This is a genomic window from Clostridium sp. AF37-5 (assembly GCF_003477605.1).
Lineage (GTDB): Bacteria > Bacillota > Clostridia > Lachnospirales > Lachnospiraceae > Eubacterium_F.
The window spans coordinates 97,818-114,172 of record NZ_QUDR01000006.1; the positions used below are offsets into that span (position 1 = coordinate 97,818).

A 16,355-nucleotide genomic window follows, 5' to 3' on the forward strand; every position below is an offset into this window, starting at 1 on the left:
GGAGAGGTAAGTCGTTATGATTCATTTTATCAAGCAGAAACTTCTCCATAAAAAATGGATGGTTGTAAGTCTTTTAATCGGTAATATTTTGTTGATTGCCATTGCTTGCAGCAATCCAATGTATCAAGGAGCGGCACTGCAGAAAACATTGTCCTCAAAACTGGATGAGTATATCCAAGAGGAGAATCAAAACCCGGGTGTGATTTCTTTTGAGGCCAACATGAAAGGGCAGGATGGACAGGAAAAGGAATATCAGAGCATGAAGGAAGAGGCTGCCGGTGCAGCAGACCGCCTTGATGTGGAGCAAAGCTATTTTGTGACATATAACGAGTCGTCAAAAACCAGAGGACACTATGTAGGAACCCGCAATAAAGATGACATGACAAAGACAATTAAAATCAGCAGTTTGTCAGAACTGGAGAAACACAGCACGATGTTGTCCGGAAAAATGTATCAGGATAAAGTGGGTGCAGATGGTGCATTGGAAGCAATTGTTTCCCAGAAATGTATGAGCAAATTAGATATTATGGTGGGTGACATCATTGAGCTCAACCGTTTTATGGATGCTAAGGGCAATGCCATCCGAGTAAAAATTGTTGGTGTGTTTACAAATAAAGAGGCAGATGATACCTACTGGGTACAATCTCCGTCCGATTATTATATGGATTTGTTTATTTCACCAAAAGTATTTGAAAGTGATTTTATAAACTTAAAGAAACAGTCTTTTGTAATGACCACCACATGGTCGTTGGTTTTCGATTACAAAGAACTGGCTGCTGAGCAGATTGATTCGTTCGTAAGCGAAACGGAAGATATGATGCAGGAAACATCGGATGCATATAATTGTAAAATTGATGAGCCGGCTTACTTGGAGGTTCTCCGTGAATACCAGACATCTGCAAAGAAAGTGCGCACAACACTTCTTATTTTACAGTTCCCGGTACTGGCGCTTTTGCTGGCTTTCATTTTTATGATTTCCAGACAGATGTTAGATTTGGAACAAAATGAAATTGCCCTGCTAAAAAGCCGTGGTTCGAGTAAGAAACAAATTATACTGATTTATTTTTTGCAGTCCGTTATTTTGTCAGCGATGAGTGCTGTTGTGGGACTGCCGCTTGGCTATTTCCTATGTAAAGCACTTGGCTCAACGAATGGATTTTTGGAATTTATTCAAAGAAAAGCATTACATATCACGCTTGGTACTTCGGTATTTTTGTATATGCTTGGTGCGATGCTTATATCCATTGCGTTCATGGTGTTACCGGTCTTCCGCGACGCCAACGTTACGATTGTTAATGTAAAAAGAAACAAAAACAAAAAGCATAAAAACATTTTCCAGAGAGTATATATGGATGTGATACTGCTCGTGATTTCTCTGTATGGCTTGTATAATTTTACAGAGCAGAAGGAAAGTCTTATGACGCAGATGCTAGAAGGAGAATCGTTAGACCCGTTTTTGTTTATTTGTTCTTCGCTGTTTATCATCAGTGCCAGTCTGGTAGCGCTGCGCATCCAGCCGCTTTTGATTAAACTTGTTTATCTGATTGGGAAAAAACGCTGGAAACCGGCATTTTTCGCTTCGTTTTTACAGATTTTGAGAACAAAGGGAAAACAGAGCTTTATGATGGTCTTTTTGATGCTGACGGTTGCACTTGGTATTTTTAACGCAACGGTGGCGCGGACGATTCTTTCCAATTCGGAGAGTAATATCCGGTATGAAACGGGAGCAACACTTGTTCTCAAAGAGCAATGGGAGAGTAATGAGGCGTTCCTTGCGGATAATCCGGATAAGGAAGTATCCTATACGGAGCCGGATTTTTCGACCTATGAGAGCATGAAAGGTGTAAAACATGCAACGAAAGTTTACTGTGAGGATGAGATTTCTACATCACTTGGCAAAAAAATGAGTGACAATGAAACAGAAACTTCGTTGATGGCAATTGACACGAAAAATTTTGGATTGACGGTAAGTGATTTTGATTCGACACTTTTGCCGACGCATTTGAACAATTATTTGAATGCGATGGCGGGTAATCCGGATGCCATTCTTCTGAGCATGAATTTTCAGAAAAAAATGGGTGTCAAGCTGGGGGATAAAGTGACCTATGCGACAAAAGATAAAAAAGAAATGACAGGAGTTGTGTATGGGTTCTTTGACTATTTCCCAAGTTATGTGAAGCAGACGCATGAACTAAATCAGCAGGATACGCTTGTGACGACAGACCATTATCTGATTGTTGCCAATCTGGCACCGGTTCAGCAGACGCTTGGCGTGAAGCCGTATCAGGTGTGGATTCAGACCAACGGTTCTTCGAAATTTATTTACGATTATGCGAAGAAAAACGGCATCGAATATACGGTGTTTGATGATGTGGCATCCAAACTGGTAGACGTTAAAAACGATGCACTGTTCCAAGGAACCAATGGTATTTTGACGATGAGTTTTATCATTATCTTGATTTTGTGCAGTACCGGATTTTTGATTTACTGGATTTTGTCAATCCGGCAGAGAGAATTGCTTTTTGGTGTGTTCCGTGCGATGGGCATGACAAAAAAAGAGATTATTCAGATGTTAATTAATGAACAGATTTTCAGTTCCGGAATTTCCATTCTGATTGGTGCCGGACTAGGTGTTCTGTCATCCATTTTGTTTGTGCCACTGGTGCAGATTTTCTATGCCTCGACCGACCAGACGGTGCCGTTAGAAGTGGTGTTTAAGGCACTTGACATGGTTCGCCTCTTTAGTGTCATCGGCATCGTAATTGTAATCTGCATGGTAGTTCTTGGTAAGCTGATTAGTAAGATTAATATTTCCCAGGCGTTGAAGCTTGGTGAAGACTAGGGAGGTGTCAGAATGGAAAATATGATAGAAACCAAAGATGTGATTCAAAGCTTTCCGATTGCCGGTGGCAAGGAGTTAGTGGTTTTGAAAAACATTAACATTCAGATTCCGACCGGGAAACTTACGATGCTCCGAGGACGTTCCGGCTCCGGTAAAACGACACTGATGAATCTTTTAAGTGCACTCGATTATCCGAAAAGCGGCGAAATTTTATTTGAAGGAAAACCGATTCAAGATTTGCCGGAACATGACAGGGAGCAGATGCGGAAAACGCAGATTGGATTTGTTTTTCAGTCGGTGGCACTGATTCCGATGATGACCGCCTACGAAAATGTTGAGTTTGTTCTCAGACTCGCCGGATACAAAGGGGACAGGAGAAAGCGGACGGAAGAATGTCTGAAATTAGTTGGTCTCGGAAGCCGTATGCATCATATGCCACAGGAACTTTCCGGTGGTGAGCAGCAGCGAGTGGCGATTGCACGTGCGATTGCACACAAGCCAAAGATTATTTTTGCCGATGAGCCGACGGCGGAGCTTGACAGTAACACAGGGCTTCAGGTGATGAAGATTTTTAAGGAACTGATTGAAAAACAGGGAGTAACCATAGTAATGACGACGCATGATACCGGATTGATGGAGATTGCCGACTGCATCTATCATATTGAGGATGGAGAGATTGCCGATGAAGATTAAATTAAAAGAAAAAATTAGCAAAGTAAAACAAATAAAAAGTCCTGAATCTACAATGGAAAATCCGGAACAGACGATGGATGTGCCGGACGATGTGATGATTGAGTGTGACAGTCTGGTTAAAATTTACAAGACCAAAGATATTGAAGTGCTGGCGCTTCAAGGGTTGGATTTGACCGTGAAGCGTGGAGAACTTATGGCAATTATTGGAAACAGCGGAAGCGGTAAGTCCACGTTTTTAAATATGATTGGTGGATTAGATCGGCCTTCAGCGGGTAAACTGTATGTGGATGGCAAAAATCTTTTTCAAATGACGGAAAACGAACTGGTTAAATATAAGAGAAGTACCGTTGGTTTTGTGTGGCAGAACAATGCGAGAAATCTTCTTCCTTATTTGACTGCGTGGGAAAATGTAATGACACCGATGCTTTTTGTGGAAGAAAAAGAAAAGGCAGTTTCTGAGGAGGAAAAAAAGAAAAGGGCACTGGAACTTCTGGAACTGGTAGGTCTTGGACACAGAAAGGACAGTAAATTAAGCCAGCTTTCCGGTGGTGAGCAGCAAAGAGTTGCGATTGCAATTGCGCTTGCCAATAATCCGAAACTGTTACTGGCGGATGAGCCAACCGGTGCCGTTGACCGAAAGACTGCGGATGACATTTTGGAAATGTTCCGCAAGTTAAATGAGAAACTCGGACTTACGATTGTCATTGTAACGCATGATAAAGAGTTGGCAAAAAAGGTAAATCGTGTTGTTTCTATCCGCGATGGGAAAACGAGCAGCGAGCGTATTATGAAAAATGATTACCGCGAGCGCATGGAACATTTGGACATTGACTGGCAGGAAGAAGAGACGCAGGAAGAGTTTGCGGTTCTTGACCGCGCCGGACGTGTGCAGATTCCAAGTGAGTTGCTGGAACAAATGGGAATGGATGGAAATAAAGTAAAACTGGAATTTATTGGAGGGAAAATCGTCATTGAAAAGCCGAAAGATTAGTGTTATACTAGGGCTACGTAATGGGAGCAGGGAATTGCTCTCGGAATGAGGTGTAAAGATGAATTATATGAAAGGTTATAATAATCGCGAGAGACGAAGAAGAAGGCGCAGCCGTTTTTCTAAAGGCTCTGATAACTATATAGGAAACAGTTCATATTCAAGCAGAAGTAAATATCGAAGCAGTATGGGACAGGCAGTGTCAGGACGATGGATTGTCTGTCTCATTGCAGTAATTGTGCTGATTGCAGTGGGTGCCGTCTGCTTGGTTCAGGCTGAGTTCTCTGATGATGAACAGCCAAAAGGGCAGGCTGTGGCGAGTGGAAGCGGTGTTACGGTAACACAGACGGCACAGGCAACGGCAGCAGTGACGGCGGCAGCGAATAGTGCAAGTGCTGCGTCACAGCAGACAAAAGTTCCTGAAAAGGGACAGGCAACCTATGCGCCGGATGGGGTTGCAAATGAAATTGCCGCGGTTCCGACACTTGCGCCGCAGACCATTCCGACACCTGTGCCAAAGATTCGCTCGAAAGCGGTTGCCTTATCGTTTGACGATGGTCCAAGCACAGTGAATACACCAAAAGTGCTTGCTTTATTAAAACAGTATCAGGCACATGCGACCTTTTTTGTGGTAGGATCCCGTGTAAAGGAAGGCGCAGAAGTTTTGAAACAGGAAGTGGCACAGGGATGTGAAATTGGAAACCATACGTGGGATCATGCCAATTTAGCAAAACTGAGTATGGAAAAAGTGAACATGCAGTATGACAAGACTGCTGACTTAGTAAAAAAAATGGTTGGTTACGACATTACACTGCTGCGTCCACCATATGGTGCCATCAGTGAGAAAATGCGTAAAAAATTGAAACATCCGATGGTACTGTGGAATACCGACACGTTGGATTGGAAATCAAAAAATACAAAAGCTATCATGAAGGAAATCAAGAAAAATGTCAAAGATGGAGGCATTATTCTGATGCATGATATTCACCCGACTACCGTGGAGGCGCTGAAGAAGGTTCTTCCGTGGCTTGTAAAAAATGATTATGACATCTTGACGGTTTCTGAGCTTGCCAAGCGAAAAGGTGCTGTTATGCACAACGGAAAAGCATATGGCGGTTTCACCGGCAATTAAGTTTGTCGTAATATTCGTACAACTTCTGTACGCCGTTTTCTAAGCGGTAGTAATGAAAGATGTATGGAATTAAAAGCACAAGGAATAATACATCCAGTGCAAGCAGTACCGGCTGCTTTGGAAGAAGCAGACTGGCGAATAAACTTAGTATCGTGAGTAGTGCAAAAAGTGCCGTCACGATTAAGTGAATCAGGCGTTCGTGCTGAAAAAATTGAATTTGAATGAGCAATTGCTCTTGTTCCCTGGCGGCCTCTGCGGTGGTCAGGGATTTCTTTGATGTTAATGTTTCGTAGTAGTTCAGATAAAACTGTAAGCGTTTCTTCATAGCAGCATCCTCCTGAGTGTTTTTGTGATGGTTTTGTTAGGTTTATTTTAATTCAAATGGTGGGAAAATGCTAGGGGCAAGTGAGTGTTGGTGTTTTATTTTATCAGTCCAGATGTTTAAAAGAAGGTTATGAGAGCAAAAAAATAGTTGACACAAATCAATTCTTTTGGTAGAATATCAACTCGTAAGGTCTTTTATGACCACGGTGCTGTTATAGCTCAGGTGGTAGAGCGTCGCCTTGGTAAGGCGGAGGTCACGGGTTCGAGTCCCGTTAACAGCTTTTATAGGATTCAAAAGTTTTGTGTAAGACCGGTAGGTCTTATTTTTTTTGCCATAAAGCCTTTGGCGTATCAAAAGCAACCTAAATGGGCTTTATATCATAAAAGCGTTGCATGCTGAAAAAATTATTTGATATGAAAACAACCAAAATGCATGAAAATAGGAAAAAGAGTTGTCTTTTCACTGCGTTTTATCGTAAGAATGGGGTAAATCGACCGGAAAATGCAACCATATTGACAAATTATGAGTAAAAGAGTTGCTTGTATGCTGCCCCAACCCCTAAAAATAGCCACTAAAAGCAACCGGCGCAAGCAACCGCCAAAAACCAACGAGCCAGCTTCTCATCTTCTTATCGAATCTTCAACAGCTTCCCCCGGATTCTTTGCAAAGCGTTATCGATGGATTTTGGAGACTTCCCAAGGACTACGGCAATCTGCTGGTAATCGTTGCCGTCAAGGTAGAGAGTTACTACTTCTTTTTCAAACTTGCTCAGGTGCTTTTCGATGTGGCTCTCGATGTCCGTTACATTTTCCTTGTCGATTACGATGTCTTCCGGATTTATAAGTTCGGAAGGCTGGAGCGTATCAGCAAGTGTCTCGCGGGAATTGTTTTCCGTATCGGAGTTGAGCGGTGAGTAGAGGGAAACATAGGTGTTGAGCGGTGAATTTTTGAGCCGGTTTGCACCTTTGATTACGTTGTATAACTGATTATCAATGCAAAGAGAGGCATAGTGCACGAAAGAACTTTCGCGGTCTGCCCTAAAAGCGCGGATGGCTTTATAGAGGGCAATCATTCCCTCCTGAATTAGGTCATCATTGTCGCCGCCAATCAGAAAAAGAGTACGAGCCTTCTTCTTGACAAGGGGCTTGTACTTTTCTAGTAAAAAATCTGTGGCAGCATCATCGCCGTCGTGGGAGCGGGCGATGATTGTTTCATCGTTTGCTGCGTGATAATCAAACATAAAATCCTCCTCAATTAGTGGTTCATACGCTGACGTACAATTTCGTAAGCAAGAACGCCGGCGGCTACAGATGCGTTAAGTGAGTCGATATCGCCCTTCATCGGAATGGATGAAATGAAATCGCAGTGTTCTTTTACTAAGCGGCTGACGCCTTTTCCTTCGTTGCCGATTACAAGGCCAATTGGTCCGGTGAGATTCTGGCGGTACATCAGCTCGCCATCCATATCAGCGCAGACAAACCACATTCCCTTTTCTTTTAACTGTTCAATCGTGGACACAATATTAGTAACTTTAGCAACCGGTGTGTAATGAATGGCACCGGCAGACGCTTTGACTACCGTAGCAGTCAATCCAGCAGCACGTCGCTTTGGAAGAATCACGCCGTGGGCACCGGCAAGGTTTGCGGTACGGATGATGGCACCCAGATTGTGCGGGTCTTCAATACCATCCAGTATAAAAAAGAACGGTGTCTCACCTTTTTTCTCTGCGAGTGCAAACATATCATCAATCGTGGAATAAGCAAAAGCGGACAAAACGGCAACCACGCCCTGGTGATTTTTTGTCTCGCTCATAAAATCCAAACGTTCTTTTGGGACAAAGTCCACCATGACATCTGCCTTCTTTGCCTCTCTTAAAATAGTAAGAACCGGACCGTCCTGACAGCCTTTCTGTACAAAAAGACGCTCAATCAGGCTGCCTGCGCGCAAAGCCTCAAGGACACTGTGACGGCCCTCGATTCGTGAACTTGTTGTATTTTCTTCTCTATATTCTTCTTTCATGATTAAAATCCTCTTCTTTCTATAATAAAATATCCAGCCGTTCGAAACCGATTTTGCATAATTCAATGGCGCGCTCTAATCTGCCACTCAGATAAAGATAGCCAAACAAAGCTTCTAAACCGGTAGCGTTGCGGTAATCATGAATGTCTGCGTGCTTTGCCACAGAAGACGTTTTCGCGTTGCGCCCGTGACGGTAAATGCGGATTTCTTCCTCAGATAAATCGTCCTGCAGACACAAAATCAATTTTGCCTGTGAGCCGGCATTGACAAACTCACTCGTTCTTTTGTGCAGATTTTTCACAGGACCACCTGTTCGTTCCATGATTAATGTGCGGATAATGATTTCGTAGACAGCATCTCCCAGATAAGCCAGTTTCAGTGGTGATATCGTCCGGATATCGGCAGACTCATGTGGAAAATACGAGTGTATCAGGTCTAATAAATGATGTGCTTGTTCCATTCGTTCTCCTCTCATACCGGTCAAAATGCGTGTGACCGCTTGTATCTGTCCCCATTGTAACAGTTTCCTAGTTCTTGTCAAGAAATGAGAAAAAATAATGTGCAACTTATCCAAAAAAGTGGGTATTTTTTATTTATTTTGGTTGCATTTTCCCATAAAGGATGGTACAATGAGACTACATTCAATGTGTACGAGTGTCTGTACATGCTAAATATATTAAAGGAGGATAATCATGAGCAAGACATCCAAAATTGTCACAAAGACATTGGCCGGCGTGCTTTCCCTGGCTATGGTTGTGACATCTTTGTCAATCACAGGAACGACAGCTGATGCAAAAGCAAAAATCAAGTCTGTCAAAGTGAAAAGCCCCGTTGTAAACGGCGGTAAACTGGTTTTGAAAAAAGGCCAGAAAAAACAGATTAAAGTAAAAGTTACAAAATCCGGCAAGATTAGCAAAAAGGTTACATACAAATCAAGTAATCCAAAAGTTGCTAAGATTGTTAAATCTAAAGGAAAAGTTTATGTCAAGGCAGTAGGTAAGAAAAACAAAACTGCTAAGATTACAATTGCTTCCAAAGCAAATAAGAAAAAGAAAGCTACGTTGAGAATTAAGATTGGTACACCAATCAAATCCGTTAAGCCTAGCAAGTTTGTTGTTACAACAAGTGTAACAAACACAAAAGAGGCTGACGCAACAAAGCGTACAAAGAAAACGAAGAAAACGACAAAATTCGTTTCTACCAAGAAGAGTGTACTTACTATGACAGTTAAGTACGATGATAAAGCAGCTGCTACTACAAATCAGCAGACAGCACAGCTTTATGTAAAATATTCCCCAACAAAAGTTGGTTATAAAGGAATGAAATGGAAAGCAAAGAATTCTAAGGTTGTTTATGTATCTCCATACGGTGTAGTTACTCCGGTTAAAGCTGGTACTACAAAGATTTACGGATACACCAAAGACGGTACAAATAAGAAGGTTACGATTAATGTTAAAATTAATGCAAAACCTGCAACAGCTACTCCGACTCCAAACTATGAGCCGGCAGACACAAGAACTCAGACCGTTGTAGAAGACTTCGAGAGTTATCCGGTAGGATATAACTGGGAGAGCGATGAAGAGCAGGGAACAGCTGGTAAAGCTACTAAGGGTAAAGAGTATGTGAACAGCAACGTTGGTAAAATGACAGTTGCAACTGACCCTGAAAATCCTAAGAACAAGTGCTTAAAGATTGAGTATACCGGTGATACACAGGCATACGATTATGCACCTATCTTCAACTTGAAACTGCAGAAAAAACTCGATGAGTATTCCGGTATTAAGTTCGAGTCCCGCGTGGTAGCAAGCAACACTGGTGATGTGAAGTACAAGACAGCATATGCTTACTTTGCAAAATATGGTAAAATTACACCGGAGTATTACTTTGCAACTTCTCTTAAGAAAGCAGACGCTGAGAAGAAGGGAATCTCTGAAGAACTGATTAAATTCTCCGCTGATTCTTCTCATGCATCCGGTAAGGATGAGAACTACACCGTTCCAAATAAGGGCGATGAGTTCGAGGGTATGGTATACAATAACCACTCTCTCCCAATGATGTATGATGACTGGGCAAAAGAGAAGAAGAATGAAAACCGTACCATTGGTTTCAAAGAGAGCGAAAGTGATAAATACAAAGCAGGATGGCATCCAAATAAGATGAACCTGACTAAAGGTAATATCACAGAGACCGGTCTTTTGAACCAAAAGAATGTTTCTTTGGTACTTGGAAGTACTTATACAGGAAGATATCCAAGCACTAACGCAAGTTTGACACTTTATATTGATAATGTATCTGTATTGGAAGGTGAGACACCTTGTACAGCAGTTAAAATTGAAAATGCTCCAACTAAGATGGTTAAGGGCATGAAATTGAGTATGTCTGCTGATAACTTTGCTTATACACCGGATAATACAACTCAGACTCAGTTGACATGGACATCCAGTGATGAAAAAGTTTTGAAAGTTGATTCTTCCAAAACGGATCCTGTACTGGAAGCAGTTGGCACCGGTAAGGTTACTTTGACGGCAGCTGTAACAAAGAATCCTAGTGTTAAGACATCCTTTGATGTAGAAGTTGTTGAAGGAACTGCTGCAGCGTCTGATCTTACAATTGATCTTTCTACATTGAAGATTATGCCTAAGAAAGCTGACGATGATAAGACAACAAAAGTATATTCTACAGTAGATGGTGCTAAACAGGCTGGTGGAGTATTAAGTCTTGCGTTTACTCAGGCAAACAAAGATATGTATGTACTGGATCTTGGCAAGACATATGATTTGTCAAACTACAAAGGTGTTGCATTAAGTGGTAAAGCAACAGAGCAGATGTCGATTGAATTGTATCCGGATACAGCAGATTTCCAGCAGGATAAATACTGGACCAAACAGGTACAGTTCGCTACTTATCCATTCTTCGAAGGATCTCATGCAATTCGTTCTTATGAGGGAACAAGTTATGGTGAAGCCGGTGTAGAAGAAAACTGGTGGTGCAACTGGATTGATGGCGTTGATTCAAAGAATGTTAAAGTGGATGGTACAACACCGAAAGGAAATCTTACGAATGTTCGTTATGTTGTATTGAAAGCTAACAAGTTTGATGCTAACAAACCAGAACATGTATATGAATTGAAGTCTTTGGTATTCAGTAAAGATTGGAAAGAAAATACAAATCCTACTGATAAAGAAATCAAAGCAAACCCGGAAAAATATCCGGAATATAAATAATCATGTTGTAAAAGCTGTTTCCTGCGAAAGCGGGAAACATGCTTTACAAATAAAAACCAAAACAATACTATAAAATAGGAGGTAAGAGTTTTGAAGAAAAGTATCAAATCCGTTCTTGCAAAATCAATGGCTGTAGTTATGGCTTTCAGTCTTGCAGGAATCGCACCAAACACTTCTTCTGAAGCAGCAGCTAAAAAGCCTACGCTTACGAAGAAAGTAACCGTAACTGTTGGTAAGAAAAAAACAGTTAAAGTAACATCTAAGAAAAAAGTTAAGAAGACAACATGGTCTCTCAATAAGAAGGGCAAAAAAATTGTTTCTCTTAGCAAGAAAAAAGCTAAAAGCGTAGTAGTTAAAGGTAAAAAAGCTGGTAAAGTTACTTTGACTGCTAAAATCAAAGTAGGTAAGAAGACCTACAAAAAGACTTGCAAGATTACTGTTAAGAAGGCAAGAAAAGTTAATGTAACACCGGTACCTGCTAAGACAGATGCAGCAAAAGCTACAGCAACTCCGGCAAACAACAATAACAACAATGGTGGAAGCACAGCAACTGCTACACCAAAACCTACAGAAGCTCCTGTAAGCGTAATCAAAACAGAAGCCGGCACTTACACAGTAGATGAGTCTGCTACATACAATGTTCCATTGACAGAACTTAATGAGACTACATTTACTTGTGATGCTAAACGTTCTGATGGTGAGACTGTTAAAGATGGTACTTTGTACAACAAAGACGGTTCTGTAACATTCACATCCACAAAAGATTATAACTCCGGTGTATCTTACTACATCAACCCGGCAACCAAAGATGATGACATCATTGATATCTCTGATACACGTGGTGAAGGATTCATGGGTTATGACAATGGTACAAAAGACATGTCTGCTTATGACTACGTTCGTGTTAAAGTAACATCAGAGAACGAGATGAACTGCCGTACTTATAACGGAAATGACCAGCTTCGTTCCGCTGGTTTCCCAGGTTCTTCTTCTTCTGAGACATATGAAGGCGGATGGATCCACACAGATGATGAGATTTGGGAAGCTGAATCTACTTTCACTGCCGGTAACACAGTAAAAGCAGCTTACAAGACACGTACAGTCTTCATTCCTATTTCTATGCTTATGGGTAAAGGAATGAACCCAGAGAATTTGACAGCTATCGCATTCTGCCCACAGTCTTCTGGTGCTGAAGTAACAATTCACAGAATTGACTTCGTAAAAGTTAAATATGACAAACTTGTTACAGGTATTGATGTAAAAGCTGCTAAGACAGAGATTGCTCCTGGTAAGACTACAACTGTAACAGCTACAGTTACACCTGCTGATGCAACTCGTCAGATTGTTAAATGGACATCCAGCAACGAAGACGTAGCAACTGTAAACTTCAATGGTACTGTAGTAGCTAAGAAGGGTGCAGAAGGTACAGCAACAATTACTGCAACATCTACAGATGGAAGCAACGTAACTGGTTCTGTCGAAATTACAGTTAAAGAGCCATCGGAAGAGCCTACTGTAATCGAAACTCACAAATTTGATTTGACAAGCGATGATATTGTAGCAAAAACAAATCCTGGCGAAGGTGCAGGTGTAGCAGCTACAAAATCTGCTGCAGGCATTGAGTTCATGGCTGGAAAAGCAATGACATATGTAGACTTCTCTGCATATCTCGCAAGCAAAAACCTTGATATGGCTGACTACGATGAATTGCAGGTTGCGTGGGAAGTACAGGATGCAGACGGCAAGAAAGTAGAAGATTACGCTGGTGCAGAAGGTGCTCCAACATATGGTAAAATCGCATATGCCGCAACAGCTAAATTGGATGGATTTTCAGATGGTATTGATACAGATTGGACAGGTGAAGATGATACAACAGCAAACAAATCTTGGCTTGCTAGTCCATATACAGGACAGACATCTGTATTGACGATTGCTAAGACAAACCCTACTGAACTTGCAACAGTAGCAGGATTTAACCTTCAGTTACAGTCTCTTCCAGCTAATATGCATATTGTTTTGAAGAGCATTACTCTTTACAAAGACAACAACGTATATGTTGATTTGACAAGTGATGGTGTTGTTGCTAAAACAAATCCTGGCGAAGGCGCTGGTGTAGCAGCTACAAGTTCTGCAGCAGGTCTTGAGTTTATGGCTGGAAAAGCAATGACATATGTAGACTTCTCTAAATATCTTGCAGATAACAACCTTGACCTTGCAGACTTTACTGCATTGCAGATTGCATGGGAAGTACAGGATGCAGACGGCAAGAAAGTAGAAGATTACGCTGGTGCAGAAGGTGCTCCAACATATGGTAAAATTGCATATGCCGCAACAGCTAAATTGGATGGATTTTCAGATGGTATTGATACAGACTGGGCAGGTGAAGATGATACAACAGCAAACAAATCTTGGCTTGCTAGTCCATATACAGGAGAGACTTGTACATTGACAATTGCTAAGACAAATCCTTCTGAACTTGCAACGGTAGCAGGATTTAACCTTCAGTTACAGTCTCTTCCAGCAAATATGCACATTGTTTTGAAGAGCATTACTCTTGTAAAATAATTAATTGCTGATAAGGCTGACTAAAATTGAATCATGGGAGGCGCTGCTCGTAAGAGCGGCGCTTCTTTTCATGTAAAGATATTATAATTTGGACGTGTAGTAAAAAAGTGTTTTATAACACAATTGTTATAGGAAATATATGTAAGGATTTATATTTGGAGGGAAAAGCATGAATAAGAGTTTGAAACGAGTGATTGTTTCTGCTATGGCTTTATCTTTATTGGTTCCAGCGGTTTCAGCTCCAAAGGCGGAAGCTGCAGCAAAACCAAAGCTGAGTGCGAAAAGCGTTAAAGTGACAGTAGGAGCAAAGAAAAAAGTAACTGTAAAAAAAGTAAAAGCAAAGAAAATCAAAAAGACGACTTGGTCATTGCCAAAGAAAGGAAAGAAAATCGTTTCTCTTTCGGCAAAGAAAAAGACAGGCGTTACATTAAAAGGTAAAAAGGCAGGAAAAACAACTTTGACTGCGAAAGTTAGAGTTGGCAAAAAGACCTATAAATTAAAGACGAAAATTACTGTAGTAAAGAAAACTGCAGTTATTACTGCAAAACCAACACAGGGCGCAACGAAGACTCCGGCAACAACAGCACCGGCAAACACTGCAACAGCGGTACCTACGGCAACACCAGTGGCTACATTCCGACCGTTGGCAACACCAAATATGACAGAAGTACCAAAGAAGAGTGCAGACTCATTTGCAACTACGAAACCGGAAGCTACGATTGATCCGGCTACCAAAGTTGGTTATAACGTAGATTTTGAAGATGTTACAATCGGAACAAAAACAGAAGATGCAATTACCGGAGATGGTATCAAAGGAGTTGTGCTTCGTGGACATAAAAAGGCTGATGACGGTGGCGTCGGAACATCAAAAGACTATTTGGATGTAGTAGACGGAAGTGATCTTCCGGTTGAAGGAAATAATACACATGTACTTCACCTTCACCGTGAAGATAAAACATGGCAGGGGCCGATGATGAACATCACCGATAAACTGGATGAAGGATGTACCTATGAACTTAAGGCAGATGTATTCTGCCAGAACACCGATTTGATGTGTTCTTATCAGGAGCAGACTCTGGAAGAACTGTCACCAAGTTATGGTAACTTTGGTCCGACTTCCGGAACAATTACAAAGATTCCGAAAGGAAAATGGAATACAGTAACATTTACGATTTCCGTACCGGATGATAAATTTTATTATGCACTGTATTTTGAGTCTTATAACGGAAATGGTAACGATGACATTTACCTTGACAACATTACTTTGACAAAGACATTGCAGACAAATCCGGACAAAACAATTGATTCTTTGAAGGATACTTACAAAGATGTATTCCCGATTGTCGGCGTTGGAGCAGGAATTGCTTCGATTCTTGGTAAGAATGGTTCCGAGTTTATTTCTCAGCAGTACAATGCCGTTACACCGGGTAACGAAATGAAACCGGATGCAATTCTTGGTTCTACGATTGGTAAACTTGTGAAAACAACCGATGAAGTTTCTGCGGATAAGACCGATTTCATCACAGTAGAGGATGCAAAATCCATGGGATATATTATTCCGGATAACTACACTTCTTATGATGACAACCGTTTCAAATCAGCTACGGGTGAGTATGCCGTGCCGAGACTGAATTTTGATAATGTAGATAAGCTTATGAAAGCTGCTCATGAGAATGGCGTGAAACTGCGTGGACATACATTGGTATGGCATCAGCAGACACCGAAGTATTTCTTCCAGCAGAATTATAAAATTACGACAGGACAGAAGTACAACACATCCAAAGAGTGCATGGATACACGTCTTGAGTTCTATGTTAAGACAGTTATGAACCATGTATTGAGCAGTGAGTATGCAGATTGTTTATACTCCTATGATGTAGTAAATGAGTATCTGCACAGTGCAAATGCGGAGAAAGACTCTAAGAATATTACTTATTGGGGATTGATTTACGGCACATATGATAAGTCTGTGAAAGACCATGGTGTGACACTTCGTCCTTCTTATGTAAAGGATGCTTTCAAATATGCACACGAAATGCTTGTAAAATATGACCGTTTGGATGTTAAACTGATTTATAACGATTATAACTGCTATCAGAATCCGGAAAATATCATTCACCTGGTAGATTACATTAATAGTGATGGTAAAGTATGTGATGGTATTGGTATGCAGTCACACTTGGACATTACGGACTCGTTCCACAGTGCAACAAACTATGCAAAGGCATTGGAGTACTTCCGTCTGAACTGCCCGGATTTGGAGATTCAGATTACTGAACTTGATGCAACAATGGTTAGCACAGAGGACAAGCCATTGACGGATGAGGATCAGGCAGCATACTATGACCAGATTATGAATGCGATTTTGACTAACAAGAAAAATGGCGGCAACATCACAGCATTGATTATCTGGAGTTTGTATGATGGTGTATCATGGAGACCGGCAAAATTCCCATGTCTGTTCAATGGTTTGTATATGCCAAAAGCTGCATTCTATGCTGTAATTGATGCGAAAAAGCAGTATTGGGATTAGCTAATATAGAGATATGGTGATACACACATATAAT

General features: G+C 41.2%; 11 protein-coding genes and 1 tRNA gene. 8 read left to right on the forward strand and 4 right to left on the reverse strand.

The annotated features are described in order from the left end of the window. Window positions 1–16 precede the first annotated feature (16 nt). The 4 genes from DW019_RS05805 to DW019_RS05820 are packed head-to-tail and all read left to right on the forward strand — an operon-like array spanning window position 17 to window position 5,655. A complete protein-coding gene (locus tag DW019_RS05805; RefSeq protein WP_118442791.1) occupies window positions 17–2,842 on the forward strand; it encodes an FtsX-like permease family protein in 2,826 nt (941 codons plus the stop codon). A 12-nt stretch (window positions 2,843–2,854) separates the two neighbouring features. Further along, complete coding sequence (locus DW019_RS05810) at window positions 2,855–3,535, forward strand: ABC transporter ATP-binding protein (RefSeq protein ID WP_022376072.1); 681 nt, start codon at window positions 2,855–2,857, stop codon at window positions 3,533–3,535. Beyond that, on the forward strand, window positions 3,525–4,526 hold the full coding sequence (locus DW019_RS05815) for an ABC transporter ATP-binding protein (RefSeq protein ID WP_347474405.1): 1,002 nt from the start codon (window positions 3,525–3,527) through the stop codon (window positions 4,524–4,526). The genes DW019_RS05810 and DW019_RS05815 overlap by 11 nt, the downstream gene beginning before the upstream one ends. A gap of 58 nt (window positions 4,527–4,584) precedes the next feature. Continuing rightward, complete coding sequence (locus tag DW019_RS05820) at window positions 4,585–5,655, forward strand: polysaccharide deacetylase family protein (RefSeq protein ID WP_118442792.1); 1,071 nt, start codon at window positions 4,585–4,587, stop codon at window positions 5,653–5,655. Here DW019_RS05820 and DW019_RS05825 read toward each other — a convergent pair. Continuing rightward, complete coding sequence (locus tag DW019_RS05825; RefSeq protein WP_118442793.1) at window positions 5,642–5,980, reverse strand: hypothetical protein; 339 nt, start codon at window positions 5,978–5,980, stop codon at window positions 5,642–5,644. The two genes, DW019_RS05820 and DW019_RS05825, sit on opposite strands and share 14 nt — an antisense overlap. A 207-nt stretch (window positions 5,981–6,187) precedes the next feature. On the opposite strand from DW019_RS05825, the gene DW019_RS05830 reads away from it, so the two are divergent. After that, a tRNA-Thr gene (locus tag DW019_RS05830) sits at window positions 6,188–6,260 on the forward strand. A gap of 348 nt (window positions 6,261–6,608) precedes the next feature. On the opposite strand, the gene sigH is transcribed toward DW019_RS05830, so the two are convergent. The 3 genes from sigH to DW019_RS05845 are packed head-to-tail and all read right to left on the reverse strand — an operon-like array spanning window position 6,609 to window position 8,459. Beyond that, window positions 6,609–7,220, reverse strand: a complete 612-nt coding sequence (sigH, locus tag DW019_RS05835) for an RNA polymerase sporulation sigma factor SigH (protein ID WP_117478665.1) — start codon at window positions 7,218–7,220, stop codon at window positions 6,609–6,611. Between the two features lie 14 nt (window positions 7,221–7,234). Then, window positions 7,235–7,999, reverse strand: coding sequence for a 23S rRNA (guanosine(2251)-2'-O)-methyltransferase RlmB (gene rlmB / locus DW019_RS05840; RefSeq protein ID WP_117478664.1), 765 nt, complete (start codon window positions 7,997–7,999; stop codon window positions 7,235–7,237). Window positions 8,000–8,018: 19 nt separating this feature from the next. Then, window positions 8,019–8,459 (reverse strand): ribonuclease III domain-containing protein, encoded by a 441-nt coding sequence (locus DW019_RS05845; RefSeq protein WP_117478663.1) that lies wholly within the window; start codon window positions 8,457–8,459, stop codon window positions 8,019–8,021. A 232-nt stretch (window positions 8,460–8,691) separates the two neighbouring features. On the opposite strand from DW019_RS05845, the gene DW019_RS05850 reads away from it, so the two are divergent. From DW019_RS05850 to DW019_RS05860, 3 genes are all read left to right on the forward strand, one after another. Further along, window positions 8,692–11,223, forward strand: a complete 2,532-nt coding sequence (locus DW019_RS05850) for an Ig-like domain-containing protein (protein WP_117478662.1) — start codon at window positions 8,692–8,694, stop codon at window positions 11,221–11,223. Between the two features lie 90 nt (window positions 11,224–11,313). Beyond that, complete coding sequence (locus DW019_RS05855) at window positions 11,314–13,788, forward strand: Ig-like domain-containing protein (RefSeq protein WP_118442794.1); 2,475 nt, start codon at window positions 11,314–11,316, stop codon at window positions 13,786–13,788. Window positions 13,789–13,957: 169 nt separating this feature from the next. After that, window positions 13,958–16,321, forward strand: coding sequence for an endo-1,4-beta-xylanase (locus tag DW019_RS05860; RefSeq protein WP_118442795.1), 2,364 nt, complete (start codon window positions 13,958–13,960; stop codon window positions 16,319–16,321). The last annotated feature ends 34 nt before the right edge of the window (window positions 16,322–16,355 follow it).

Coding starts and splice junctions, on each gene's coding strand:
- DW019_RS05805 (WP_118442791.1), top strand. CDS start 17: ATGATTCATTTTATCAAGCAGAAACTTCTCCATAAAAAATGGATGGTT.
- DW019_RS05810 (WP_022376072.1), top strand. CDS start 2,855: ATGGAAAATATGATAGAAACCAAAGATGTGATTCAAAGCTTTCCGATT.
- DW019_RS05815 (WP_347474405.1), top strand. CDS start 3,525: ATGAAGATTAAATTAAAAGAAAAAATTAGCAAAGTAAAACAAATAAAA.
- DW019_RS05820 (WP_118442792.1), top strand. CDS start 4,585: ATGAATTATATGAAAGGTTATAATAATCGCGAGAGACGAAGAAGAAGG.
- DW019_RS05825 (WP_118442793.1), bottom strand. CDS start 5,980: ATGAAGAAACGCTTACAGTTTTATCTGAACTACTACGAAACATTAACA.
- sigH (WP_117478665.1), bottom strand. CDS start 7,220: ATGTTTGATTATCACGCAGCAAACGATGAAACAATCATCGCCCGCTCC.
- rlmB (WP_117478664.1), bottom strand. CDS start 7,999: ATGAAAGAAGAATATAGAGAAGAAAATACAACAAGTTCACGAATCGAG.
- DW019_RS05845 (WP_117478663.1), bottom strand. CDS start 8,459: ATGGAACAAGCACATCATTTATTAGACCTGATACACTCGTATTTTCCA.
- DW019_RS05850 (WP_117478662.1), top strand. CDS start 8,692: ATGAGCAAGACATCCAAAATTGTCACAAAGACATTGGCCGGCGTGCTT.
- DW019_RS05860 (WP_118442795.1), top strand. CDS start 13,958: ATGAATAAGAGTTTGAAACGAGTGATTGTTTCTGCTATGGCTTTATCT.